Source organism: Pseudomonas sp. 14A, from assembly GCF_018132745.1.
GTDB classification, from domain to species: Bacteria; Pseudomonadota; Gammaproteobacteria; order Pseudomonadales; family Pseudomonadaceae; genus Aquipseudomonas; species Aquipseudomonas mercuritolerans.
This window is the reverse complement of record NZ_JAGRQJ010000013.1, coordinates 131,287-155,113: the sequence shown is the minus strand read 5'-3', so window position 1 is coordinate 155,113 and position 23,827 is coordinate 131,287. Positions and strand designations below refer to the sequence as shown.

The 23,827-nt window shown below is 59.8% G+C and carries 23 protein-coding genes and 3 pseudogenes; 13 read left to right on the top strand and 13 right to left on the bottom strand.

The features are described from left to right. Positions 1–196: 196 nt before the first annotated feature. The gene (ppnN, locus tag PS14A_RS14365; RefSeq protein WP_125918542.1) at positions 197–1,570 is read right to left on the bottom strand and encodes a nucleotide 5'-monophosphate nucleosidase PpnN; all 1,374 of its coding nucleotides are present in this window, start codon (positions 1,568–1,570) and stop codon (positions 197–199) included. Between the two features lie 223 nt (positions 1,571–1,793). Between ppnN and PS14A_RS14360 the strand changes: the two genes are divergently transcribed. Continuing rightward, positions 1,794–2,321: a DUF3087 domain-containing protein gene (locus PS14A_RS14360; RefSeq protein ID WP_212616547.1), complete on the top strand. Its 528-nt coding sequence runs from the start codon at positions 1,794–1,796 to the stop codon at positions 2,319–2,321. Here PS14A_RS14360 and PS14A_RS14355 read toward each other — a convergent pair. Continuing rightward, positions 2,318–2,704 carry a DUF2784 domain-containing protein gene (locus PS14A_RS14355; protein WP_212616546.1) on the bottom strand — a complete coding sequence of 129 codons (387 nt, stop codon included), beginning with the start codon at positions 2,702–2,704 and terminating at the stop codon, positions 2,318–2,320. The two genes, PS14A_RS14360 and PS14A_RS14355, sit on opposite strands and share 4 nt — an antisense overlap. Positions 2,705–2,831: 127 nt before the next feature. Between PS14A_RS14355 and PS14A_RS14350 the strand changes: the two genes are divergently transcribed. After that, on the top strand, positions 2,832–2,975 hold the full coding sequence (locus PS14A_RS14350; RefSeq protein ID WP_212616545.1) for a hypothetical protein: 144 nt from the start codon (positions 2,832–2,834) through the stop codon (positions 2,973–2,975). A gap of 45 nt (positions 2,976–3,020) precedes the next feature. Here the strand turns inward: PS14A_RS14350 and PS14A_RS14345 are convergent, their stop codons facing one another. Together PS14A_RS14345 and PS14A_RS14340 are read right to left on the bottom strand one after the other, a co-directional pair. Next, positions 3,021–3,293 carry a hypothetical protein gene (locus PS14A_RS14345; RefSeq protein ID WP_042606722.1) on the bottom strand — a complete coding sequence of 91 codons (273 nt, stop codon included), beginning with the start codon at positions 3,291–3,293 and terminating at the stop codon, positions 3,021–3,023. 263 nt (positions 3,294–3,556) lie between these two features. Then, positions 3,557–4,237: an SOS response-associated peptidase family protein gene (locus tag PS14A_RS14340; protein ID WP_212616544.1), complete on the bottom strand. Its 681-nt coding sequence runs from the start codon at positions 4,235–4,237 to the stop codon at positions 3,557–3,559. Positions 4,238–4,391: 154 nt separating this feature from the next. Here PS14A_RS14340 and PS14A_RS14335 point away from each other — a divergent pair. The 3 genes and pseudogenes from PS14A_RS14335 to PS14A_RS14325 all read left to right on the top strand — a co-directional run bounded on the left by PS14A_RS14335 (position 4,392) and on the right by PS14A_RS14325 (position 6,717). Then, positions 4,392–5,338: pseudogene (locus tag PS14A_RS14335) on the top strand (ABC transporter substrate-binding protein). Between the two features lie 130 nt (positions 5,339–5,468). Continuing rightward, a pseudogene (locus PS14A_RS14330) lies at positions 5,469–6,368 on the top strand (polysaccharide deacetylase family protein). Positions 6,369–6,474: 106 nt separating this feature from the next. Continuing rightward, positions 6,475–6,717 carry a DUF1652 domain-containing protein gene (locus PS14A_RS14325; RefSeq protein WP_130911932.1) on the top strand — a complete coding sequence of 81 codons (243 nt, stop codon included), beginning with the start codon at positions 6,475–6,477 and terminating at the stop codon, positions 6,715–6,717. 3 nt (positions 6,718–6,720) lie between these two features. Here the strand turns inward: PS14A_RS14325 and PS14A_RS14320 are convergent, their stop codons facing one another. Then, positions 6,721–7,083, bottom strand: a complete 363-nt coding sequence (locus PS14A_RS14320; RefSeq protein ID WP_130911931.1) for an NUDIX hydrolase — start codon at positions 7,081–7,083, stop codon at positions 6,721–6,723. Between the two features lie 220 nt (positions 7,084–7,303). Here PS14A_RS14320 and PS14A_RS14315 point away from each other — a divergent pair, with 220 nt between their 5' ends. Continuing rightward, positions 7,304–7,501, top strand: coding sequence for a DUF2188 domain-containing protein (locus PS14A_RS14315; protein WP_130911930.1), 198 nt, complete (start codon positions 7,304–7,306; stop codon positions 7,499–7,501). Positions 7,502–7,558: 57 nt separating this feature from the next. On the opposite strand, the gene PS14A_RS14310 is transcribed toward PS14A_RS14315, so the two are convergent. Continuing rightward, a complete protein-coding gene (locus tag PS14A_RS14310; RefSeq protein WP_041480783.1) occupies positions 7,559–7,798 on the bottom strand; it encodes a hypothetical protein in 240 nt (79 codons plus the stop codon). Between the two features lie 184 nt (positions 7,799–7,982). Between PS14A_RS14310 and PS14A_RS14305 the strand changes: the two genes are divergently transcribed. After that, on the top strand, positions 7,983–8,318 hold the full coding sequence (locus PS14A_RS14305; protein WP_137214936.1) for a hypothetical protein: 336 nt from the start codon (positions 7,983–7,985) through the stop codon (positions 8,316–8,318). A gap of 188 nt (positions 8,319–8,506) precedes the next feature. Continuing rightward, on the top strand, positions 8,507–9,151 hold the full coding sequence (locus PS14A_RS14300; protein ID WP_212616543.1) for a DUF6338 family protein: 645 nt from the start codon (positions 8,507–8,509) through the stop codon (positions 9,149–9,151). A 104-nt stretch (positions 9,152–9,255) separates the two neighbouring features. Here PS14A_RS14300 and PS14A_RS14295 read toward each other — a convergent pair whose 3' ends face one another. After that, the gene (locus tag PS14A_RS14295) at positions 9,256–10,155 is read right to left on the bottom strand and encodes a LysR family transcriptional regulator (RefSeq protein WP_130911520.1); all 900 of its coding nucleotides are present in this window, start codon (positions 10,153–10,155) and stop codon (positions 9,256–9,258) included. Positions 10,156–10,274: 119 nt separating this feature from the next. On the opposite strand from PS14A_RS14295, the gene PS14A_RS14290 reads away from it, so the two are divergent. Further along, entirely contained in the window at positions 10,275–11,642 is a 1,368-nt protein-coding gene (locus PS14A_RS14290) for an MFS transporter (RefSeq protein ID WP_212616542.1), read from the top strand. A 30-nt stretch (positions 11,643–11,672) separates the two neighbouring features. Further along, the gene (locus PS14A_RS14285; RefSeq protein ID WP_212616541.1) at positions 11,673–12,947 is read left to right on the top strand and encodes a glucarate dehydratase family protein; all 1,275 of its coding nucleotides are present in this window, start codon (positions 11,673–11,675) and stop codon (positions 12,945–12,947) included. A 102-nt stretch (positions 12,948–13,049) separates the two neighbouring features. Here the strand turns inward: PS14A_RS14285 and PS14A_RS14280 are convergent, their stop codons facing one another. Beyond that, a complete protein-coding gene (locus PS14A_RS14280) occupies positions 13,050–13,934 on the bottom strand; it encodes a LysR substrate-binding domain-containing protein (RefSeq protein WP_137214940.1) in 885 nt (294 codons plus the stop codon). Positions 13,935–14,091: 157 nt separating this feature from the next. On the opposite strand from PS14A_RS14280, the gene PS14A_RS14275 reads away from it, so the two are divergent. Then, the gene (locus PS14A_RS14275; protein ID WP_212616574.1) at positions 14,092–17,118 is read left to right on the top strand and encodes an FAD-binding and (Fe-S)-binding domain-containing protein; all 3,027 of its coding nucleotides are present in this window, start codon (positions 14,092–14,094) and stop codon (positions 17,116–17,118) included. On the opposite strand, the gene PS14A_RS14270 is transcribed toward PS14A_RS14275, so the two are convergent. Both PS14A_RS14270 and PS14A_RS14265 read right to left on the bottom strand, forming a co-directional pair. Continuing rightward, positions 17,051–17,737 carry a paraquat-inducible protein A gene (locus PS14A_RS14270; protein ID WP_212616540.1) on the bottom strand — a complete coding sequence of 229 codons (687 nt, stop codon included), beginning with the start codon at positions 17,735–17,737 and terminating at the stop codon, positions 17,051–17,053. The genes PS14A_RS14275 and PS14A_RS14270 overlap by 68 nt on opposite strands. Continuing rightward, a complete protein-coding gene (locus tag PS14A_RS14265) occupies positions 17,734–18,330 on the bottom strand; it encodes a paraquat-inducible protein A (RefSeq protein ID WP_212616539.1) in 597 nt (198 codons plus the stop codon). The genes PS14A_RS14270 and PS14A_RS14265 overlap by 4 nt, the downstream gene beginning before the upstream one ends. Before the next feature lie 170 nt (positions 18,331–18,500). On the opposite strand from PS14A_RS14265, the gene PS14A_RS14260 reads away from it, so the two are divergent. Next, entirely contained in the window at positions 18,501–19,670 is a 1,170-nt protein-coding gene (locus tag PS14A_RS14260; protein ID WP_212616538.1) for a DUF1624 domain-containing protein, read from the top strand. A gap of 160 nt (positions 19,671–19,830) precedes the next feature. Here PS14A_RS14260 and PS14A_RS14255 read toward each other — a convergent pair whose 3' ends face one another. After that, on the bottom strand, positions 19,831–21,222 hold the full coding sequence (locus tag PS14A_RS14255; RefSeq protein ID WP_212616537.1) for an aldehyde dehydrogenase family protein: 1,392 nt from the start codon (positions 21,220–21,222) through the stop codon (positions 19,831–19,833). A gap of 104 nt (positions 21,223–21,326) precedes the next feature. On the opposite strand from PS14A_RS14255, the gene PS14A_RS14250 reads away from it, so the two are divergent. Next, positions 21,327–22,205: a LysR family transcriptional regulator gene (locus PS14A_RS14250; RefSeq protein ID WP_212616573.1), complete on the top strand. Its 879-nt coding sequence runs from the start codon at positions 21,327–21,329 to the stop codon at positions 22,203–22,205. Between the two features lie 12 nt (positions 22,206–22,217). Here PS14A_RS14250 and PS14A_RS14245 read toward each other — a convergent pair. Together PS14A_RS14245 and PS14A_RS14240 are read right to left on the bottom strand one after the other, a co-directional pair. Further along, positions 22,218–22,841, bottom strand: a pseudogene (locus tag PS14A_RS14245) (glutathione S-transferase). 116 nt (positions 22,842–22,957) lie between these two features. Continuing rightward, positions 22,958–23,776: an alpha/beta hydrolase gene (locus tag PS14A_RS14240; RefSeq protein ID WP_212616536.1), complete on the bottom strand. Its 819-nt coding sequence runs from the start codon at positions 23,774–23,776 to the stop codon at positions 22,958–22,960. Positions 23,777–23,827: the final 51 nt, after the last annotated feature.

Below are 23,827 nucleotides of genomic sequence, written 5' to 3'. Positions count from 1 at the left end.
TTCTTTCGGGCTTCTTCGCGAGCAGGCTCGCTCCCACAGGGGGAATTTAGGTTGTGACTACAATTTGCGCCACACCATAAATCCTGTGGGAGCGAGCTTGCTCGCGAAAGCCTCGTCTGATTCAACGTCTCTGTGAATGAAAGACCGCTATCGCTGGCAAGCCAGCTCCCACATTGGGTTTTGTGACGGCTTGAGACTATGCGACGACCTGGTAGCAAGGCACATACGCCGCGCCGCCCGGCAACTTCATCCGGTGCTGGGCGACGAAGGCTTTGAGCAGCGCATCAAGCGGCTGCATGATCGCCGCATCACCGCGGATCTGATATGGCCCGTGTTCTTCGATCAGGCGAATGCCCTTGTCCTTGACGTTACCAGCGACAATTCCGGAAAACGCCCGACGCAGGTTGGCGGCCAATTCGTGGGCCGGCTGGTCGCGATGCAGTTTCAGGTTGGCCATGTTTTCGTGGGTCGGATCGAACGGGCGCTGGAAGCCCTCGTCGATCTTCAGCAGCCAGTTGAAGTGGAACGCGTCGTTACGCTCGCGGCGGAACTGCTTCACCGCTTTCAAGCCTTGAGTCATCTGCCGCGCCACTTCGGCCGGGTCGTCGATGATGATCTCGTAATGCTGCTTCGCCGCTTCGCCAAGGGTTGCAATGACGAACGCATCCAGCTGTTCGAGATACGGCGCAGCGTTCTTCGGCCCGGTGAGGATCACCGGGAACGGCAGACCTTCATTGCCCGGGTGCATCAGGATGCCGAGCAGATACAGGAACTCTTCGGCCGTACCGGCGCCGCCCGGGAAAATGATGATGCCGTGGCCCACACGGACGAAGGCTTCCAGACGCTTTTCGATGTCCGGCAGGATCACCAGCTCATTGACGATCGGGTTAGGCGCTTCGGCGGCGATGATGCCTGGCTCGGTCAGGCCGAGGTAGCGACCGCCGTGAATGCGCTGCTTGGCATGGGCGATGGTTGCGCCCTTCATCGGGCCTTTCATCACGCCAGGGCCGCAACCGGTGCAGATGTCGAGACTGCGCAGGCCCAGTTCGTGGCCGACTTTCTTGGTGTATTTGTATTCTTCGGTGTTGATCGAGTGGCCGCCCCAGCACACCACGATCTTCGGTTCGACGCCCGGGCGCAGGGTGCGCGCGTTGCGCAGCAGGTGGAACACGTAGTCGCTGATGCCCTGGGAATTGCTCAGGTCGATGCGCTGGCTGTCGAGTTCGTTTTCGGTGTAGACGATGTCGCGCAGGGCGCTGAAGAGCATTTCGCGGGTGCTCGCGATCATCTCGCCATCGACGAACGCGTCGGCCGGAGCGTTCAGCAGCTCCAGGCGCACACCGCGATCCTGTTGGTGAATGCGGATCTCGAAGTCCTTGTAGGCTTCGAGGATGGTCTTGGCATTGTCGACATGTGCGCCAGTGTTGAGGATGGCCAGGGCGCACTGGCGGAAGAGGGTATAGGTGCTGCCGGATCCGGCTTCGCTCAGTTGCTGAACTTCACGTTGAGAAAGGGTTTCCAGGCTGCCTTTCGGGCTGACCGAGGCATTGATTACGTGTCGTTGGGTCATGCAGTGATCCTTAAAACGATGTCATCCACAACGCAGCGGATGGCATCCGAATAGTGTGTATCCATGAATGAAGATGGCACGATCTGCGCTGTACCGCCATGTCCCCGTTGGACGCTGAAAAGATGAAAAGGAGCCCCAGCATAGCTAAAACCCGGTGCGATGCGATAATGCGCCGGCGAGTTTTTTCCGTTGCGCCTTTTGTCACTCAGGGAAGTCATTTTCGATGTTCGAGATTCAGCCGATGGACCCCGCTACCTTTCGTCAGCAGACCCGCCGCAGCACGATCATCATCGCCGTGCTGTTTCTGCTGTTGGCCATGCTGTTTTCGTCTGTTGCGGTAGCAGTGTTCGGTGAGCCGGACGGAGATAATCTGCGATTCAACGTGGGCGGGGTATTCGTGGCATTCCTGCTGACGGCGGCGCTGTTGCGCGGGCGGTTCTGGCACCAGACCTGGATGGCGCCGGCGGTGTACAGCTGGCGCCTCAAGCGCAATCTGATGAGCATCACCAATGTCATGCATCAGGTGACAGCGGCGGTGCAGAACAACGATCCGACGGCGATGAAGGTGTTGCGTTTCTATCACCTCGGATTGCTGCAAATGCATGAGCTGGATGGCAACTCCAGCGATCACGGGCAATTGCGTGACGAAGTCGTACAGCACAAGGCGCGGATGCAGGCGCTGGGCCTCGATCCTGAACAGCCACGCTTCGATCCGCAGTGGCTGGAGACGTTGAAGCCAGCCGCGCGTTAAAACGGAATGCGTCGGGCGCGGCGCAGTTTCCACGAGCGCAGCAGTCGTGCGTACACCAGCAGGTTGACCGCCAGCACCACGCTGCCGAGTGCCAGTTGTATCTGCGGGGTCAGACCGGCCGGGTAAATGATCGGCCAGATGTAATGCTCGATGAAGCCATCGGCGTATTCGGTCTGCCCGGCCGCGTGGCGCATCAGGTTTTCCCAGTAGGTCAGCGGACAAGTCAGGTGCAACACCTCGACCGCCACTCCCCATGCGGCCGCTGGCAAATGCAGCCATAGCAGCCGTGGCCAGCGCAGCACCAGCAGCCCGCCGAACAGCACGAACAAGATGAAACACAGGTGAAACAGCACCAGCCCGTCGGCGGCGATTCGGTAAAGCATGGCGTCTTCCTGACTTAAAGATGGATGGCGCTATGGTACGCCGCGCGGGACAACATTCGGTGGTGAATTTGGGCGAAGAAATGTGTTCTACCCTTAACAATGATCAACTGTTGTGAGGGCAGTGGACATGGCAAACGAGCAAACGCGTCCGGAAGAAGATGAGCCAACAGAGGAAGAGATCGAGCGGCAAAATAGACAGGAAAAAACCTGGAAGCGCGATGACAGCCGCGAGCTGTCGGACCGCGATCAGGAGCGTCCTTTGAAACCTTGAACAAAGCATGTGAAGAGCCCCGCAGTCAGCGGGGCTCTTTGCGTTTCAGAGGTCTTCCAGCTGCGTGAAGTCCGGGTATGTCGCGCGATACCCCAACGTTCGATCGATCCACGCATTGAGCTCATTGACCATCACCGGCGGATGGCCGGGATAACCCTCAAGGGTGCTGCGCAGGGTGCGTTCGATGTCGGGCACGCTGTGCAGGTTTCGGGTCTTGATGTAATGGCCGATAAAACAGTCGAGTTCCAGGCGTTCTGTCTTGGACAGATGGACACACTTCAGGCCGCTGACCTGTTTGATTGCAAAATCGTCGCTCACTTATTTCTCTGCAAGGCTTGAAAGTTGTTGATGGATTCCTGATTTCTTTGACTCTTTGGTCAACTGGTATACCAATCGGAAAGGCGGCGCGCATGCTATCCGCAGTACGGAAAAATGTATGTATGACTGTCGAAATGTCTGACAGGCGGTTGATTCGCTCAAACGGCTGTTTCATGAGGGTTGTATCGCGGGTGAAACGCTTTCTGTAACGCGGAGGACTCAGCGGAGCCGTTGGTTGATTAACGCAAGGATGCACGGATTATTTAGTCGACTCGTTCTATCAACTGCGCACCCTGATTACGCGTATTACCGACCGCTTTGCCGACCTTGTACCACTCGAAGGCCTCGCTGGGCTCGCCCTCAAACAGCAACATCTGCTCGGCGCGGTCCACTGGCGTAGCCGGATCAAGCCATTCCCGAGCTCGTGCCGAATCGAAAACCACGGGGCGGCGATCATGAATATCGAGCATGCCGCCCAGGCTGTCGGCGGTGATGATGACGAATCCATCGTCCTCCCTCGGCGCAGCCGCTGGTGCCGGAAATTGGCCGATGCCCGCGCAGAAAACCGGGGTGTGGTCCGCGCGACGAATCAACCACGGCTGTCGGGATTTTTCCCCGGTATCAACCCACTCGAACCAGTTGTCCACCGGCACGATCAACCGCTGCCGCCAGATCGCTTGGAAGAACGCGCCGTGGGCGACTTTTTCCACCCGAGCGTTGATGGGCGGGGCACGATCCCTGGCCCAGTGCGGGCGCCAGCCCCAGCGCAAATTGTCGGCATGGATGGCCCGTTCGTGTTGATGCAGAACCGCCAGCGCCGTGGTGGGCGCCGCGTTGTAGCGATCCAGCGGCGCATCGCCAACGTGATTGATCAAAGCATCGGGGATGCTCAACACCGCAACGAAATCGTGAATGCCGCGGTACTGCGTGAGTCTTCCGCACATGACTGAAATCTCCTCGAGAAATCTCAGTCTAGTTGCGCCTGCGTGGATGGTTCCACCGTGCGGTAATACCGTGCTTACGTTATGCAAAATTAGAATTTAAAAACTGAAATCAAGAGCGTTATGGTCTATGTAAATCCCATCTGCAGGACTCGCCATGAAGTTGTCTTGTTTCCTCCGCCGCGCGCTGACCGTTGCCTTGTTGATCTCACCACTTGCTTACGCCTCGGAGCCTCTGGTCCTGCATGTCGGCGATCAGAACTACTACAATATCCGCGCTTCGATTGAGGCCTCGGGAGTGTTGAAAGACGCACCTTATACGGTCGACTGGAAGCACTTCCAGGCTGCCGCGCCGCTCGCCGAGGCGTTGCAGAGCGGTTCGCTGGACCTCGGGTTTCTCGGCGATTCGGGTTTTCTGTTTCTCGTTGCTAAACAGGCACCAGTGAAACTGATCGGCGTAACGCGGCAGAACCCCGACACCATTGCCTTGCTGGTGCCCAGGACTCGCCGGTGAAAACCATTGCCGATCTAAAGGGCAAAAAGGTCGCCTACTGGCCGGGAGCCTGGAGTCAGCAACTGACTTTGCGCGCGCTGGAGCAGGGCGGGTTACCGGAAAACTACGTCGACTTCGTCAAGCTGATGCCGATCGACGCGGCCGCCGCGCTGCCACAGGGCAGCATTGACGCCTTTCCGGTGTGGGAGCCGTATATCTCGCAACAGATTGTGTTCTCCGGTGCGCGACCGATTCTGACGGCGAAAAACCTGATGCCAGGGCTGAGCGCCATCGCTGCGTCGACTCCTTCCATCGACAGCAAGCGTGCGGCGATTGCCGATTTTCTCGGACGATTGAAACAGGCGCGCGCCTGGGTTGATAACCACACCGACGAGTACGCTGACCTCTGGGCGAAAAAGGCCAACCTCGATCAACAGGTCTCACGACATTGGTTACGCCAGGCGCACATGAGCGTCGGGCCGGTGGATCAACAGGCGGCTGCGGATCTGCAGAGCACGGCGGACTTCCTGTTCAAAGTCAAGGCACTGCCGGCACCGCTGGCCACGGCGGGCATCATCGACACTTCATTTCAACAAGCCTTGACGCACTGAAAACCAGCACCGGAACCAAACCCTGTGTACCGTATCCAACCTGCGCTCGCAGATAGCTGCGCAGGGATGGACAAAGGGCGAGGGAGTTTTGCCATTCGATCACACGACGGCCGCGGCCTCAGGGCAAGACATGATTTCCGGATGCAAACTTCTTTGTGCTGCGCTCATCGCGTTGGGTCTGGCCGGCTGCATCGCCGCGCCGATCGAAATGACCGCGCAAACCGAGAGCCGTCTGCGAGCCCAGGCGCCCGTGCGTTTCCTGCTGACGTTCGATGATGGTCCAAGCGCTTCAGGATTCTGGAATCCCACCGCCACTGTTCTCGACAGCCTCAAAAGCAATCCGGTGCAAGCAGACATCAAAGCCGTGTTTTTTGTGTAGACCCGAGCACCCAGGGCAGGCGACAGCGAGATCGGCCGCAGCCTGATGCATCGCGAACAGGCAGAGGGACATGTTCTCGCTTTTCACACCGCGACCCACTGGCACACCAACCATCGCTCACTCGACCCGCAGGAACTGGAGCAGTCGCTGACCGATGGCAGTGCTGACATCGCCGCGATCACCGGGGCGCCGCCCAAGCTGTTGCGCCCGCCGTTCTGGAACTATGACAAACGCACATTTTCGGCCTATCAGAAACATGGCTTGCACGTCTTGCTCACGGATTTGAGTGCCAATGACGGCAAGATCTGGGGCTTTAACGCCAGCCCGCGGCGCCGCGCAAACATGCTGCGGCAGTTATCGGAAGTGCGCGAACGTATCGCCCTTGGTCAATTGCCCACGGTAGACGGCGTGATTCCGCTGGTCGTGACGTTCCATGATCTCAATCGTTACACGGCGCGCCACACCCGGGAATATCTGCAGATTCTGCTCGATAGCGCGGCGGCGACCGGGGTCAGACTGGCGGACAAGCCGTTCTACGACGATCAGGCCGCGCTGGAAAAAGCCGCGCTGGCGCGTACTGTTCAGCAAAGCGCTGAACCGGTGAATCTGCCCGGAATGTGGAACTGGATCTGGGATCACGACGCGCATTGAGTGCCGTGAGTACTTTGTGATCGACTTGGCATTTGCGGGCCGGGCAATAAGCACTTCCTGCATCTATGCTCGATGGATCGATTCTCCGCCTGCGAGGCGCCCGTCCATGCTTGCCATTGCCGATATTTGCCGCATCGTCGAGTCAGGCTTTCCCACGTACAAATGTGATTGCGCGCCAACGGAGCAGGGGTTGTTGCGCATCAAGGTGTATGAGCCGGGCAGCGGGCGTGTAGAACTGTTGCTGGATGGCGTATCTCCCGAGCATCTGGTCACGATTCGCGATATTTCCAACTTCATCGGTGAGTTGCGCACGGAAATCAACGCGGGGCGCCGAGCTTTCGCCGGTTGATCGCTATAAACGCCGTTGAAAGGCCCGCACGATGCGCCGTGTCGCGTCGTTGGTCTCAAGATTGTGCACGGCATCGAGCGGAAACCAGATGCAGTCGACGATTTCGTTCTGTGGGCGGACATCGTCAATGTTGACCACCGAAGCCTCATAGACGTGATGCCGCGTACTCCCCGACTGCAGATCCATCAAGTACAGCACTTCGTCAGCATTCAACCCGGTTTCTTCCTGCAATTCGCGCACGGCCGCCGCCGCACGGGTTTCCCCGGGCTCGACCTTGCCGCCGGGCAATGACCAGTGATGGCGGGGTTTGCGAACCAGGAGGATGTGCCGATCCTGCTCGCAAATGACGGTGGCGCGTACTTTCATGAATGCCCTGCTGGTGCGTGTCATAAAACTGTAATCAAACTGCAATATTCGAGCCGCATGCGGGTTTAAAGGTTCCCTTTGAATTGGGAGCCATTTCGACACGGAAAAGTGCCAGCCTATTGACGGGACGGCGCGCGATATCCGGTTTACAGCGCAGCGGGGAGCGGGTGTAAGGTGAGCACTTACACCGAAAATACCCGTTGGCAAAAAGGAGGTGCTCATGAGCATTCCAATGCTGAACAAGCTGCACATGAACGGTTACGACGTGCTCAGCGTGAACAACGGCCCATGGCGGGTCTGCACTGAAGGTGATCGACTGGCGTCATTTACCACCAGGGAAGAGGCGATGGCCTATGCGGCAGCGCTTCCCGGTTACAGGCAACGTCCCAGGCAGGTGCAAAGGCAAAATGTCAGTTGACGCGTCGTAACGAAAAAGCCCCGGGTGCGTCCCGGGGCTTGCTGTTTGAACTAAGTCTCAGTGAACCTTGATTCGGCTGATGGTCCGGGCTTTTACCTCCTTGGCATAGATCTGCAATCTCTCCTCGTCGCTTTGCAGGATTTCGCAAGAACGCAACACAGTCTGGGCGTCTGCCTCGTTACCGGATTTGCGCAGCTGTTCGGCGATGCGCTTGAGGTCGACTGCCGACCACCTCAGGTCCGACGCCACGCTTTGCAGATCCCGTTGAAGTTCGTGTTCATATTCATTGAGCCGCATGATCACCTCCAGAACATTCTCGGTAGAAAAGAGTAGTCGCATTTTTGCAGATGCAGCCAGGTCATCTGACGCCCGGCTGAACGGATGTGAAAAATTGTCCAATCGTCGGTAACGGCGGGGTGCCACGATGGATGTGCACACGGTTAAACGGTACATTCACGTTTTTTCGAAACAGGTAAACAGCATGCGCGTATGGATCGGCACTTTGAGCCTGGCTCTGTTGACGGGTTGCTCGTTACCGGCGTCGTTGGTGCCAGGTGAGCCAAACCTCAGCAAGACCAGTGAAAAGCCTCCCAGGGAATATGCTGCGTGTTTGTTACCGTTGTGGCAGAAGGACGTCGCGAAGACTTCTCAGGCGTCGATTTCCAACGGCTACCGGATTACCGCGCCGAGCATCATCACGGCGGATGAAATTCTCGATATCGTCAAATATAAAAACGGAAGCAAAGTGTCCCTCTACCAGGGGCCGCCATGGGCCAAGTCCGGGTCGCTGCGCCAATCGGTGCGTGATTGCCTTTAGAAAAGGCGCTCGATTCGCAAAAAAGGCAGACACCGAAGTTCGTTGTCTGCCTTTTTCATGGGATGGAGGCTGCGGCCAGCCACCGCAATGGTCTGTGACAGTTATCCGGGAAGCGCTGCCGGATCCTTGACTAGGCTTTGAATGTCGGCCCGTGACGGGATCGGCATGACTCAAAGGAGCCTCGGATCATGGATGATCTGGTCAAGGAAATCATTCCGCTGTTGCAGTACCTCATCCCCGGGTTTCTATCGACCTGGATCTTCTATTCCCTCACTGCATTCAAGCGACCGGATACGTTTGGGCAGATCGTGCAGGCGCTGATATTTACATTTGTGATTCAGGGCGCGGTGTTGGCAGTGGGCAACCTGTGCCTGTGGATCGGCTCGACAGGGGTTTCATTAGGAAGCTGGAATGATCGGGCGCAAACACTCTGGGCATTTGTGTTTTCGCTATTGCTGGGTTTGTTTGCCTGTTACCTGGCTACGAGTGACAAATTGCACGGCTGGTTACGTAAGCGAAACGTCACGAAACAATCTTCTTTCCCCAGTGAATGGTTCTGCGCTTTCGCCCAACATGAGCGCTTTATAACTCTTCATTTAAACGATGAAAGGCGCGTATTTGGCTGGCCGGTCGAGTGGCCACGGGAATCGTCCAATGGTCAGTTCGTCATGAAATATCCGCGTTGGCTCACGGATGATGGCCAACCTGCATCTATTGGCGCGGAGTTTTTGTTGATAGATTCCGCGAAAGTCAAATGGGTCGAGTTCAGCCCAGTATCAGAGGGATCAACATGCCAACTGCCAGAGCACCACAACCCATGCCAAAGCATTTAGAGCGACTCTTTGTCGGGCCGGACGGAAAAATGCTGGACGTGCCCTTGATCAAAGGCCCCAGTGCGCCGCCGCCTCTGAAACCACGGTCTAGACGATAAACTTCTTCAGCCCCAACCCTGCACCACCGCCCGGCGAATCGCCTCCAGCAACATCGCGAACGCCGGGTTGTCATTGTTCTCCCGCCAGATCAGATGCAGTTCGCTTTGCACTCCTTCGCCCAGATCGATCTCCCGAAACACCACATTCCTGAAGACCACGCTGGTCGCGCAGCGCGGTACCAGCGCCAGACCCATGCCAGCGTTGACCAGCGCCAGAATCGTCAGCGACGAGCCCAGCCACTGCACGTAATCCGGCGCCACCCGCGCTGAGCGCAGCGTGCCGGTCAACAGTTCGTTGAACGGCGGATAGGCTTCATGGGAGTACATCAGAAACGGTTGTTTATCCAGATCATTCACTGACACCTCAGCTGCATTGGCCAACCGATGCCCGCTCGGCACCGCCAGCACAAACGGTTCGCGCACCAGGCATTCGGTGGCATAGCCCGGTTCCTGCAATGGCGCCCGGGCAATGCCCAGGTCGATGCGGCGGGCACGCAAGGCCTCGTGCTGCTGATAGGTGTTCATCTCCGCCAGATCGATTTTCACCTGAGGCTGTTTTAGTCGCGCTTCGGCGATCACCTTGGGCAGAAACTCATACACCGCGCTGCCGACGAATGCGATGTTCACCGAACCAATGTCGCCCTCGGCAAACCGGCGTGCGGTGATCGCTGCTTGCTGGGCGCGCTCCAGCAGATTCTGCGCCTCAACGAAAAACGCCCGGCCCGCTGCCGTCAGAGCAACGCTTCGGGTGCTGCGGGTAAACAATTCGACGCCAAGGTGATGCTCCAGCAGCTGAATCTGCCGACTCAGCGGCGGCTGGGTCATGTTCAGGCGCTCGGCGGCGCGGCGGAAGTTGAGTTCGGTGGCGACCGTGGTGAAACAGCGCAGTTGGGTGAGCTCGAACATTGATCTAATCCGGGTATCAATCGAATGCCTGTTTAGATTAGACGGGATCAATGCGCGACGTCCATGATCGGCTCATTGCTTCAAGTCATCCCTAAAAAAACAAGATCGGGAGTCGCCCCTTGAAAACCCTTCAGAGTCCACCGGACATCACGGTGCTCGCCCGCGCCGCCGCCAAGGTCAAACGCCACGTACTGCCGCTGTTCGTGGTGATGTTCATCGTCAACTACATCGACCGGGTCAACATCGGTTTCGTGCGCAGCCATCTGGAAACCGATCTGGGCATTGGCGCAGCGGCTTATGGACTTGGCGCCGGATTGTTTTTCGTCGGTTACGCACTGTTCGAAGTGCCGTCCAACATGCTGTTGCAGCGCTACGGCGCGCGGGCCTGGCTGACCCGAATCATGTTCACCTGGGGCGCTGCGGCCATGGCCATGGCTTTTGTTCAGGGTGAAACCAGTTTCTACGTGCTGCGCTTTATCCTCGGTGCGGCTGAGGCCGGGTTCTTCCCGGGGATCATTTATTACTTCACCCAATGGCTGCCGGCGTCCGAGCGCGGCAAAACCATGGCGGTGTTTCTCAGCGGCTCGGCGATTGCCTCGGTGATTTCCGGCCCGGTGTCCGGTGCGCTGTTGCATATCAGCGGACTGGGCATGCACGGCTGGCAGTGGATGTTTCTCATCGAAGGCGCAGCGTCGGTGGTGTTGTGTGCTTTCGTCTGGTTCTGGCTGCAATCGCACCCGCGTCAAGCCAAGTGGCTGAGCGAGGAGGAGCGAGACGCATTGGTCGCGGCGATTGCCGAGGAGCAGCGCGCTCGCGAAGCGGTACAAGTCGCCAAGCCGTCGATGTTCAAGCTGTTGGCCGACCGGCAGATTGCGCTGTTCTGCTTCATCTATTTCTCTATTGCCCTGACCATTTACGGCGCGACGTTCTGGTTGCCGAGCATGATCAAGAAGATGGGCAATCTCGGCGACTTCCAGGTCGGATTGCTCAACTCCATTCCGTGGATCATTTCGATTGTCGCCATGTACGTCTTCGCAGCGATGGCCGGCAAATGGAAATTCCAGCAGGCCTGGGTCGCGCTGACCTTGGTGATCGCCGCCATCGGTATGTTCATGTCAACCACCGGCGGCCCGGTGTTTGCCTTCGTCGCCATCTGCTTTGCCGCCATCGGTTTCAAAGCTGCATCGGCGCTGTTCTGGCCGATTCCGCAAAGCTATCTGGATGCGCGCATCGCTGCGGCGGTGATCGCGCTGATCAACTCCAGCGGCAACCTTGGCGGCTTCGTCGCGCCGACCGCGTTCGGCATTCTCGAACAAACCACCGGCTCCATCGAGGGCGGCCTGTATGGCCTGGCGGCGACATCGCTGATCGCCGCCGTGGTGATCTTCTTCGCCCGCACGGCGCCTGGCGCCAAAGGTAAAACCCCGGCAAAGCCAAGTGACGAAGCCGCCGTTGTGGCGCCGGCTCGTCCGGCTGCGAGCCACTGAATCGATTGTTGATCTGTCAGGAGCGTTATCTTGAAAATCACCCGTGTCAGCGTCACCCCGATTGCCTTCCGCGATCCGCCACTGCTCAACGCCAGTGGCATCCACGAACCCTTTGCCCTGCGCTCGATCATCGAGATTGAAAGTGACAACGGCTACATCGGCCTCGGCGAAAGCTACGGCGATGCCCCGGCGCTGGCGATCCAGCAACAGCTGCAGAGCCAGTTGATCGGCCTCGACCCGTTCAACCTCAATCAATTGCGCGCGATCGTGCAGGCCACCGTGGCGGCGAATAAAACGGCGAGCATTGCCGGCGCCGAACTGGCGCCCGGTTCCCACGCCAGCAAAGCGGTGAGCAATGCCTACTCGGCATTCGAAGTAGCTTTTCTCGATTTGCAGGCGCACTACCTGAACGTGCCACTGGTGGACCTGCTCGGCGGGGCGATCCGCGATGAAGTGCCGTTCAGCGCTTACCTGTTTTTCAAGTACGCCGAGCATATCGACTCGCCCTACAAGCCGGACAACTGGGGCGAGGCGCTGAGCGAGCAACAGATCGTCGCGCAGGCAGCGCGGATGATCGAAGCGTACGGGTTCAAGAGCATCAAGCTCAAGGCCGGCACTTTGCCGCCGGAGCATGAAGTGGCTTGCATCAAGGCGCTGAAAAAAGCCTTTCCGGGTTTTCCGCTGCGCATTGATCCGAACGGCAATTGGTCACTGGAGACGGCGATTCGCATGGCCGAACTGCTCGGCGACGATCTGCAGTATTACGAAGACCCGACCCCGGGCCTTGATGGCATGGCTGAACTGCACAAACGCACCGGTCTGCCCCTGGCGACCAATATGGTGGTCACTGATTTCGACGAGTTCCGCCGCAGCGTTGCGCAGAACAGCGTGCAAATCGTCCTCGCCGACCACCATTATTGGGGCGGCCTGCGGGATACACAGACGCTGGCGAAAATGTGCGATGTGTTTGGCCTCGGCGTGTCGATGCATTCCAACTCGCACTTGGGCATCAGCCTGATGGCCATGGCCCATGTGGCGGCGGCGGTGCCGAATCTGGATTACGCCTGCGACACCCACTACCCGTGGCAGGAGCCGGACGAGGAAGTGATCAAGGGCGGCAAGCTGCCGATTGTCGATGGCTGCGTGAAGATCACCCGTGCGCCGGGGTTGGGGTTGGAACTGGACCATGAGCAACTGGCCAAGCTGCATGATCAATACCTGACGTGCGGGATTCGCCAGAGGGATGATGTGCGGCAGATGCAGCGGTACAAGGCGGATTGGCGGGCGGTCAAGCCGAGGTTTTGAGGTCGTTGCGACTGGCCTCTTCGCGAGCAGGCTCGCTCCCACACTTGGCATACATTTCCCTGTGGGAGCGAGCCTGCTCGCGAATGGCCGCGACGCGATCGTTCAGAGGGTATCAACCAGCCAATCCCGAAACGCTCTCAACGAAGGCAAATTCTCATTGCGCGGCGGATACACCAGGTAATAGCTGCGGCGGCTGGTAATCGGCTCGCCCAGTTGCAGCAACTCGCCCTTGAGCAACTCATCTTCGACCAGAATCCGCGGCACCAGGCCCACGCCGATATTGGCGCGTACCGCCTGAATCAAGTGCGAGGTCATTTCGAAGCTCGGCCCGATCCGCATGCTGCGATGTGGCAGTTGGTGATGGCTGAACCATTCCGCCCACGCCTGGGCATTGCTGCTGACGTTGAGCAACAACTGCCCGGCAATGTGTCGCTCGGCCTCCTCGTGTTCCGTTGCCGACAACTGCGCGCTGGCAATCGCCACCAATTCTTCGGTGTGCAGGGGCAGGGCGGTCAGGCCTGGCCACTCACCGCCGCCGACGCAGATGGCCGCGTCGATTTCGCTGGTGTCGAAATCGATGGTTTCGATCCGCGAGTGTAGGTGCACGGTCATGCCCGGGTGCGCCGTGTAGAAATCCTTCAACCGTGGCAGCAGCCATTTCGAACCGAAGGTTGGCAGCGTCGCCAGGCGCAGGCTATGGATGCCCGAACCAAACGCCATCGCCTGCAAGGTTGCGCTGCGGATCTGCCCGAGGGCTTCGCTGAGCTCGCGCTGATACATGCGCCCGACATCCGTCAGCACCACGTGCCGGCCTTCGCGGCTGAACAAGCGCATGCCGAGCATCTTCTCGAGAATCTGTACTTGGCGGCTGACCGCGCTCTGCGTCAGTGACAATTCATGGGCGGCGCGGGTGTAGCTCTCATGGCGAGCGGCGGCCTCGAAAGCCAGCAGCAGCGACATGGACGGTGTGAGGGTGCGCGGGTTCATTCGTAAAACTCATCGATAGCGGGTCGAAATTACGCTTGTTCCATGGCTGGCCAGCAATGAACATGGGCGCAATCAGATGGCGGAGCCTGACGCAATCATTCCTTGCGCACAACTGTTCACCGCCACACAGCCCGATTTGACCGAGATGACCCGACCGATGATTGCCCAGCTGTCGCCTGCCAGAGCCCTGACCGGCGATTACCAACAATTCCTCGCCGCCCTGAAAGACAGCGGCTTTCGCGGGGAAATCAGCGCCGATTACGCCAGCCGCGTGGTGCTCGCGACCGACAACTCGATCTATCAGCGCTTGCCGCAAGCGGCGGTGTTTCCGCTGGATGCCGAAGACGTTGCACGGGTGGCGCGGCTGATTGCCGAACCGGCGTACAAAAAAGTGGTGATCACCCCGCGTGGCGGTGGCACCGGCACCAACGGCCAATCGCTGACGGACGGCATCGTCGTCGACCTGTCGCGGCACATGAACCGCATTCTGGAAATCAACGTTGAACAACGCTGGGTGCGCGTACAGGCCGGGGTGGTCAAGGATCAGCTCAACGCCGCGTTGAAATCCTCCGGGCTGTTTTTTGCTCCGGAACTGTCGACCTCGAACCGCGCCACGGTCGGCGGCATGATCAACACCGACGCCAGCGGCCAGGGCAGTTGCACCTACGGCAAGACCCGCGACCATGTGCTGGAACTGGAGATGATCCTGCGCGGCGGCGAGCGTCTGCACGGCCTGCCGCTGGCCGAGGATGAGCTTGCAGCGCAGTGCGCCCGCGATGATCGCGTCGGCGAAGTCTATCGTTGTGCGCGGCAGATCATTGATGAACAGGGCGAGCTGATCAAGGCACGCTTTCCCGATCTCAACCGCTGCCTGACCGGTTATGACCTGGCGCATCTGCGCGAGGCCGATCAGCGCTTCAACCTCAACAGCGTGCTCTGTGGCGCTGAAGGCTCGCTTGGCTTTGTTGTCGAAGCGCGACTCAATGTGCTGCCGATTCCCAAGCACACCATGCTGGTCAACATCCGCTACGCCGGGTTCATGGATGCCTTGCGCGATGCGCGGGCGTTGATGGCGCTCAAGCCGTTGTCGATTGAAACCGTCGACTCCAAAGTCTTGCTGTTGGCGATGCAGGACATCGTCTGGCACGGCGTTGCCGAATATTTTCCGGAAAACGCTGAGCGGCCGACTCTGGGCATCAATCTGGTCGAGTTCTGCGGTGACGATCCCGAAGACCTGCAGCGCCGCGTCGAAGCGTTCCTCGAACATCTGCAAAACGACCGCACCGTGGAGCGCCTGGGCCATACGCTGGCGGTTGGTCAGGCAGCGGTGAACAAGGTCTATGGCATGCGCAAACGGGCGGTGGGCCTGCTCGGCAATGTCGCCGGCGAAGCCCGCCCGCAGCCGTTCGTTGAAGACACCGCGGTGCCGCCGCAGCACTTGGCCGAATACATCGCCGAGCTGCGCGACCTGCTCGACAGCCACGGTTTGCAGTACGGCATGTTCGGCCATGTCGACGCCGGCGTACTGCACGTGCGGCCGATCCTCGACATGAAAGACCCGCAGCAAGCGGCGCTGGTTCGTCCGGTGTCCGATGGCGTCGCCGCGTTGACCCAGCGCTACGGCGGCCTGCTCTGGGGCGAGCATGGCAAGGGCCTGCGTTCGGAGTACGCGCCGGCATTCTTCGGCGAATTGTACCCGGCGCTGCAAGCCTTGAAAGCGGCGTTCGACCCGTTCAACCAGTTCAATCCGGGCAAAATCGCCACGCCGGCCAACAGCGGTGCAGCGCTACTGAAAATTGACGAAGTGACCCTGCGCGGCGAGCTGGATCGGCAGATCGACGAGAAAGTCTGGCAAAGCTACGGCGCCGCCATGCACTGCAATGGCAACGGCGCCTGCTACAACTTCGATCCCGATGACGCCATGTGCCCGTCGTGGAAAGCCACCCGCGAACGCGCGCAGTCGCCCAAGGGCCGCGCTTCGCTGATTCGCGAATGGCTACGGTTGCAGGGCGAGGCGGGCGTCGATGTGCTCTCGGATGCGATTCGCAAACCGGCGTTTTTCCGCTCGCTGTGGCAGCGCTGGCGCAACAGTCGCGATCCGTCGGCGGACTTCTCCCACGAAGTGTATGACGCCATGGCCGGTTGTCTGGCCTGTAAATCCTGCGCGGGGCAGTGCCCGGTGAAGGTCAACGTGCCGGAATTCCGCTCGCGCTTTCTTGAGCTGTATCACAGCCGTTATCTGCGTCCGGCACGGGATTACCTTATTGCTTCGCTGGAATACACCATTCCGTACATGGCGCGGATTCCGGGGCTGTACAACGGTGTCATGGGCGCGGACTTTGTGCGCAGCGCGTTGGCGCGTATTGGTGGCATGGTCGATGTGCCGTTGCTCAGCCGTTTCGATTTCCACGCAGCGATGCGCCGTTGGCAGGTGCAGCCAGCAACGGTTGCAACGCTGTCGGCACTGACCCCGGAGCAACGCGAACGCAGCGTGGTCATCGTGCAGGACGCCTTCACCCGCTACTTCGAAGCGCCGCTGCTGGCTGATCTGGTCGAGCTGATTTCGCGTCTGGGTTATCAGGTCTATCTCGCGCCGTTCAGCGCCAACGGCAAACCGCTGCATGTGCAGGGCTTTCTCTCGGCGTTCAATCGCGCGGCGTTGCGCAACGCCGGGCAATTGCAGGCGCTGGCGCAGACCGGCGTGCCGCTGCTGGGGCTGGATCCGGCGATGACTCTGGTCTATCGCCAGGAATACCTGAAAGTACCGGGCCTGAATGAGTGCCCAGAAGTGGCCCTGGTGCAGGAGTGGTTACTCAAGGTCATGCCAGAACGGACGCCTGAGGCTCAGCCGAAAGCGTTCCGTCTGCTCGCCCATTGCACGGAGAAAACCAACGCGCCGGCCGCGACCCGCCAGTGGGAACAGGTCTTCGAACGTGCCGGTCTGAAGCTGGCCACACAAGCCACCGGTTGCTGCGGCATGTCCGGTACTTACGGCCACGAAGCACGTAATCGCCAGACCTCGGCAATCATTTACGAGCAATCGTGGGCGCGTCAGGTGCAGGCTCCGGCGGAGCAGGGCGAGGCGTTGGCGACCGGCTACTCCTGCCGCAGCCAGGTCAAGCGCCAGTCGGATCAGGCGCTGCGCCATCCGTTGCAGGTGTTGCTGGAGACGCTGCGTCGCTGAGCGTGTTGCTGGTGTCCCTGTCCCAGATCAGGCGTGGGTCGAAACTCATCGCCGCGAGCATGGTGAACACCACGACCAGGCCGAAGAACAGGATGCCCGGTCGTGGCTCGATATCGCCCAGCGCCTGGAACTTCACCAGCGCCGCGACCAGCGCGACCACCAGCACGTCGAGCATCGACCAGTAACCGATCAGCTCGACGAAGCGGTACAGCTTGGAACGCTCCCTGCGCGCCCAATCGCTGTTGCGCTGTACGGTGACCAGCAGCAAGGTCAGGGCGACGAACTTGACCCCCGGGACCGCGATACTGGCGATGAAAATGATCAGGGCGATGTCCCACGCTCCGGCCTCCCAGAACTCCAGCACGCCACTCATGATCGTGCTGTCGGCGCCGTTGCCGAGCATCACCGTATTCATCACCGGCAGCAGATTGGCCGGGATATAAAACGCCAGGGCGGCGAGCATGTAAGCCCAGGTTCGCGCCAGCGAATTGGTCTTGCGCCGATGCAACGGCGCATCACAGCGTGGGCACTCGTGTGGCTCGTTGGTCATGTCACAGGCCAAACCACAGCTGTGGCACAGGCACAGGTTGAGTTCGCTGGCGGTCGGTGGACGCTTCATAAAATGTCCCAGAGTTCGCGGATGTCACGGCCGGCAATGCGGATCATCATCAGGCTCAGCACCGCCAGGGCAAACAGGCCGATCCCGGGCAGCACATCGAGCAGGCCGGCAAGTTTGAACACCGCGACCATTGCCCCCAGCAGACACACTTCGAGCATGCTCCACGGGCGCAGGGTTTCCAGCCAGCGCATGCACAGATTGAACCCCGGTGCCCGCCTCATGCCGAGGGCGAAACTCAACACCCAGATCAGCAACACTAGCTGAAATGCCGGGGCGATGATGATCGCGATCGCTGCGACCATGGCGATAAAGGTGATCGGCCCCTGGCTCAGCGCGAGCACCGAATCCCAAAGGGTCGCACTGTTCTTCATGCCTTTGAGGCTGATGCTCATCACCGGATAGAAATTGGCGAACAGCCACAGCATCGCCGCCGTGAACGTCAGCGCCAGACGCTGCTCGATGGTCAGGCCGTTGAAGCGCTGCAGCACGCCACCGCAGCGCACGCACAGGGTTTTCTGGTGTTTGCCGAGCACGACTTTCTCGTACACGCAATCACAGTGCTCGCAGATGATCAGGTGTTCGGTGTTGACCATGGACAGCGCTCAAGGGCAGGGCGGATCTGTTCACTATAGAAGGCTGGCGCTGATGGGCAACTTCGATGCTGGATGTTTGGGTTTTGTTATTCTGATGTTATAAGGTAACGCGAAATTTGCGGGCGGCGTTGTGGCTGTCCGGTGTTATTCCTCTCGATTGCGAAAGACCCATGACCCCTGTGCTTCCCCGTTCTGCCCCATTGACGACTGGCCGGCTGCTATCCATTGATGCGCTCAGAGGCCTGGTGATCCTGTTCATGCTGCTCGATCACGTACGCGAAACCTTCCTCTTGCACCGACAGGTCTCCGATCCGATGGACATCGCCAGCACCGAGCCGGCGCTGTTTTTCAGCCGCACATTGGCGCATTTGTGTGCGCCGGTATTTGTCTTGCTGACCGGCCTGTCGGCATGGCTGTACGGTGAAAAATACGCCGGCAAAGCCGATGTCAGCGCGTTTCTGTTCAAGCGCGGATTGTTTCTGGTGGCGCTCGAATTCACTTTGGTCAACTTCGCCTGGACCTTCCAGTTGCCGCCGAGCGTGATCTACCTGCAAGTGATCTGGGCGATCGGCCTGAGCATGATCGCGCTGGCGCTGCTGGTCTGGTTGCCACGTGCGCTGCTGCTGACGCTGAGCGTGGCGATCATCGCCGGGCACAACCTGCTCGACGCGGTGCATTTTCCGGTCGAGTCGGCGCTGCATGTGCCTTGGGCGATTCTGCATGATCGAGGCTGGATCGAGATCAGCGAAACCCTGCGCCTGCGCACCTCGTACCCGCTGCTGCCGTGGATTGGTGTAATCGGCCTGGGCTATGCGCTGGGGCAGTGGTTTGCTCGCGGCATGGACGCGGCGGTGCGTCAGCGTCGTTTGCTGATTGCCGGGGTCGCTGGATTGCTGGGCTTTGTGGCGCTGCGCTTGATCAATGGCTACGGCGAAAAGCCGTGGGCGATCAGCGATTCGCTGGTGCAGACACTGATGAGCTTTTTCAATATCACCAAATACCCGCCGTCGCTGCTGTTCATCGCGCTGACTGTGAGCGTAGGGCTGTTGCTGTTGCTCGCCTTTGAGCGCGTGCAGAGTCGCCGCTGGATTGGCTGGCTGACGGTGTTCGGTTCGGCGCCGATGTTTTTCTATCTGCTGCACTTGTACGTGTTGAAGGTGTTGTACCTGATTGGCGTGGCGCTGTTTGGCCTGAATCAGGGAAGCTATTTTGGCTTTTCGACGGTGACGGCGGTGTGGCTGGCGTCAGTGGTTCTTGCCGTGGTGCTGTTCCCGGCAGTGCGCTGGTTCTCTGCATTGAAAGCGCGGCGGCGCGACATCAGCTGGCTGAAGTATCTGTAAATCGAAGCAGAGCATGTGGGAGTCGTGCGCCAAATCATCTGCGCAGCCGTGTCCCTGTGGGAGCGAGCCTGCTCGCGAAGAGGTGTGTCAGTCGATGCAGCAGTGACTGACAGGACGCTTTCGCGAGCAGGCTCGCTCCCACAGGTTTACAGCGCCAAGCTTATTTACGATCCAGCCATACGGTTTGCGCATTGCAGAATTCGCGTACGCCAAAGTGCGACAGCTCACGACCGAAGCCGCTCTTCTTCACGCCGCCGAAGGTCACGCGCGGGTCGCTGGCGGAGTAGCCGTTGATGAACACGCCGCCGGTGTCCAGTTCGCTGGTCAGTTGCTCGGCCAGCGCGACGTTGGCGGTGTAGATCGTGGCAGTCAGGCCGAAATCGCTGTCGTTGGCCAAGGCCACGGCGTGTGCGCAATCGCGGGCGGTGATGATGGAAGCGACCGGGCCGAACAGCTCCTGCTTGAACGAGGTCATGCGGTCGGTGACATCGGCCAGTATCGTCGGCTCGTAGTAGTTGCCAGCGCCCTCGACCTTGCCGCCACCGAGCAACAGGGTCGCGCCTTCTTCAAGGGTATCGCGCACTTGCTGATCGAGTTCATCACGCAGATCGAACCGCGCCATTGGCCCGATGTAAGTGTCGGCCTCCAGCGGATCGCCCATCTTCAACTGGCGTGTCGCTTCAACGAACTTGCGGGTGAATTCCTCGACCACGCCTTGTTCGATGATCAGACGTTTGGCAGCCGCGCAGACCTGGCCGGAATTCTGATAACGGCCGACCACCGCCGCGTGCACCGCCTCATCCAGATCCGCATCGTTGAGCACAATGAACGGATCGGAGCCGCCCAGTTCCAGCACGCATTTCTTCAATGCCGCACCGGCCTGAGCACCGATGGCCATGCCGGCGCGGACGCTGCCGGTCAGGGTCACGGCGGCGATGCGCGGATCGGCGATGGCGCTGGAAACGCCTTCCGGGGTGACGTTGATCACTTCAAACACGCCATCGGGAAAACCGGCGCGGACAAACGCATCGCGCAGCAGGTAAGCGCTGCCCATCACGTTCGGCGCATGCTTGAGCACGTAAGTGTTGCCAGCGATCAACGTCGGCACCGCGCCGCGCAGCACTTGCCAGATCGGGAAGTTCCACGGCATCACCGCCAGAATCGGCCCCAGCGGACGGTACTCGATGCGCGCCTTGCCGCCTTCAACCTGGGTGGCTTCGGCGTCGAGCATGGCCGGGCCGTGTTCGGCGTACCACTCGCAGAGCTTGGCGCATTTCTCGATTTCGCCACGGGCCTGGGCGATCGGCTTGCCCATTTCCTGGGTGATCATGGTCGCCATCGCTTCTGAGGTTTCACGCAGCGCGCCGGCGAGTGCGGTCAAAAGGCGCGAACGATCCTGCAGCGGCTTGCGCTTCCACTTGCCGAAAGCGAAGGCAGCGCGAGTCAGTGCCGCATCAAGGGCGGCGGCGGATTCAAACGCGTAATGACCGATCTGCTCGCCGGTGGCAGGGTTGATGGAGATGGCGTGGGTCTGGCTGGAAATCTGGCTCATTGACGTTGTCCTGTAGGTTCGTCGGATGGGCCTAGAGTAGGGTGGCGTTAGTTTTCTGGAAACTGAATAATAAAGAGCGTTTCCTTCACGATTGGAGAATGACTGTGGATCTGGTGCAACTGGAAATCTTCAAGGCCGTGGCCGAGCACGGCAGCATCAGCGCTGCCGCCACGCACATTCATCGCGTGCCGTCGAACCTGACCACGCGGATCAAACAGCTGGAGCAGGACCTCGGCGTCGATTTGTTTATCCGTGAGAAAAGCCGTCTGCGCCTGTCACCGGCCGGGTGGAGTTTTCTCGAATACACCCGGCGCATTCTCGATCTGGTGCAGGAAGCCCGAGCCACGGTGGCGGGTGAGGAACCCCAGGGCGCGTTCCCGTTGGGCTCGCTGGAAAGTACCGCAGCAGTGCGTATTCCCGAACTGTTGGCGGCGTACAACCAGCAGCACCCGAAGGTCGACCTCGATCTTTCAACCGGGCCATCGGGGACGATGATCGATGGTGTGCTCTCCGGGCGTCTCGCCGCCGCATTTGTCGACGGCCCGGTGCTGCATCCGGCCCTGGAAGGGGTGCCGGCGTTCGAGGAGGAAATGGTCGTCATCGCGCCGCTCAATCATTCACCGGTCGAACGTGCGGCGGACGTTAACGGCGAGAATATCTACGCCTTCCGTTCCAACTGTTCCTACCGTCACCATTTCGAAAAATGGTTCAGCACCGACGCTGCCGTACCCGGCAAGATCTTCGAAATGGAGTCCTACCACGGCATGCTCGCCTGCGTCAGCGCCGGTGCCGGCCTGGCGCTGATGCCGCGCAAAATGCTGCAGAGCATGCCCGGCAGCGCGACGGTCAGCGTCTGGCCGCTGACCGCGGACTTTCGTTATCTGACCACCTGGCTGGTGTGGCGCCGAGGCACGGTGTCGCGCAGTCTGAGCATGTTCGTGCGCTTGCTCGAAGAGCGGGGCGTGGTGCGTGAGCAAGCCTGATCGAGCGCATCTTTATGGCGTGCCGTTGCGCCCGTACAAACGATAACCGTCGCGCTGATTCAAGCGATCGTAATAGGCGCGCACCGCAGCCAGGTCACCGTGATCGAGCGGCGTTTCGAACCAGCGATTCACTGACAGTCCGATCGGAATGTCCGCCAGGGAAAACTGCTCGCCACTGACGTAAGCGCCGGTCTTCTCCAATTGGCGATCAAGGATTTGCATGTTGCGCGTCCAGTCCCGGCAACCGGCGGCCAACGCGTCGCGGTCCTGATAGTCGGGCGACTTGCGCACCAGCGCCATCAGCGGGTACGACCACGAGCGATTCAGCTACGAGGCCTGCCAGTCGATCCACTGATCGACCCGCGCGCGGGCGATGGGCTCAACCGGATACAAATGCGCGCCGCCGTAACGCGTCGCCAGATAACGAATGATCGTGTTGGATTCCCACAAGGTGAAATCGCCGTCCTGGATCACCGGCACCATGGCGCAGGGGTTGAGCGCGAGAAACTCCGGCGTGTTCGGCGACTTGAAGCCCGAACCCCAATCCTCGCGTTCGAACGGGAGGTCCAGTTCGGTACAGGTCCACAGCACTTTGCGCACATTGATCGATGAGGCTTTGCCGAGTATTCGCAGCATGGGATTTCCTTCTCCGGTAGTGGACGCAGAAAAAATACCATAGCGCAAAACACAAGGCCCGCATCGCGCGGGCCTTGGTCGATCAGCATTTACCGGCCGCTTGGGCCAAGCGCAAATTACCGGTTGAGGAACGCCAGCAGATCCTCATTCAACGCCTGCGCATGTGTCACGGCAAAGCCGTGCGGCGCGCCGGCATAAACCTTCAATTCGGCGCCCTTGATTTGCGCGGCCGCCTGCTTGCCGGTGGTTTCGAACGGCACGATCTGGTCGCCGTCGCCATGGATCACCAGGGTCGGCACATCGACTTTGGCCATGTCCGGGCGGAAGTCGGTTTCCGAGAACGCGGTCACGCAATCGACGGTGCCCTTGAGCGATGCCAGCAGCGCGATGTTCAAGGTTTGCGTGAGCACGCCGTCAGAGACTTTCTGGCCCTGATTGGTGCCGTAGAACGGCGCGTTGAAGTCGGCGATGAACTGCGCGCGATCTTTCAGTAGCCCAGCCTTGATGCCGTCGAACACCGATTTGTCGACGCCCTCGGCGAAGTCGGCCTTCTTGCCGAACAGCGGCGTCACCGCACCGAGCAATACCAGGCCGGCAACACGCTCGCTGCCGTGGCGGGCGATGTAGCGGCTGACGTCGCCGCCACCCATCGAGAAGCCGACCAGGGTCACGTCGCGCAGGTCCAAATGGTTGATCAGGCCAGCGATGTCATCAGCGAAGGTGTCGTAGTCGTAGCCGGTCCACGGCTGCTCCGAGCGACCGAAACCACGGCGGTCGAAGGCAATGGTGCGGTAGCCGCGACTGCTCAGGTATTCCATCTGGTATTCCCACATGTCGGCATCCAGCGGCCAGCCGTGGCTGAACAGCACGGGCTTGCCGCTGCCCCAGTCCTTGTAATAGATCTCGGTGCCGTCTTGGGTCTTGAAGGTGCTCATGCAAACTCCTTGTGATCGTGTGTGGACGAGAATAGATGCCGAATGGGCAAC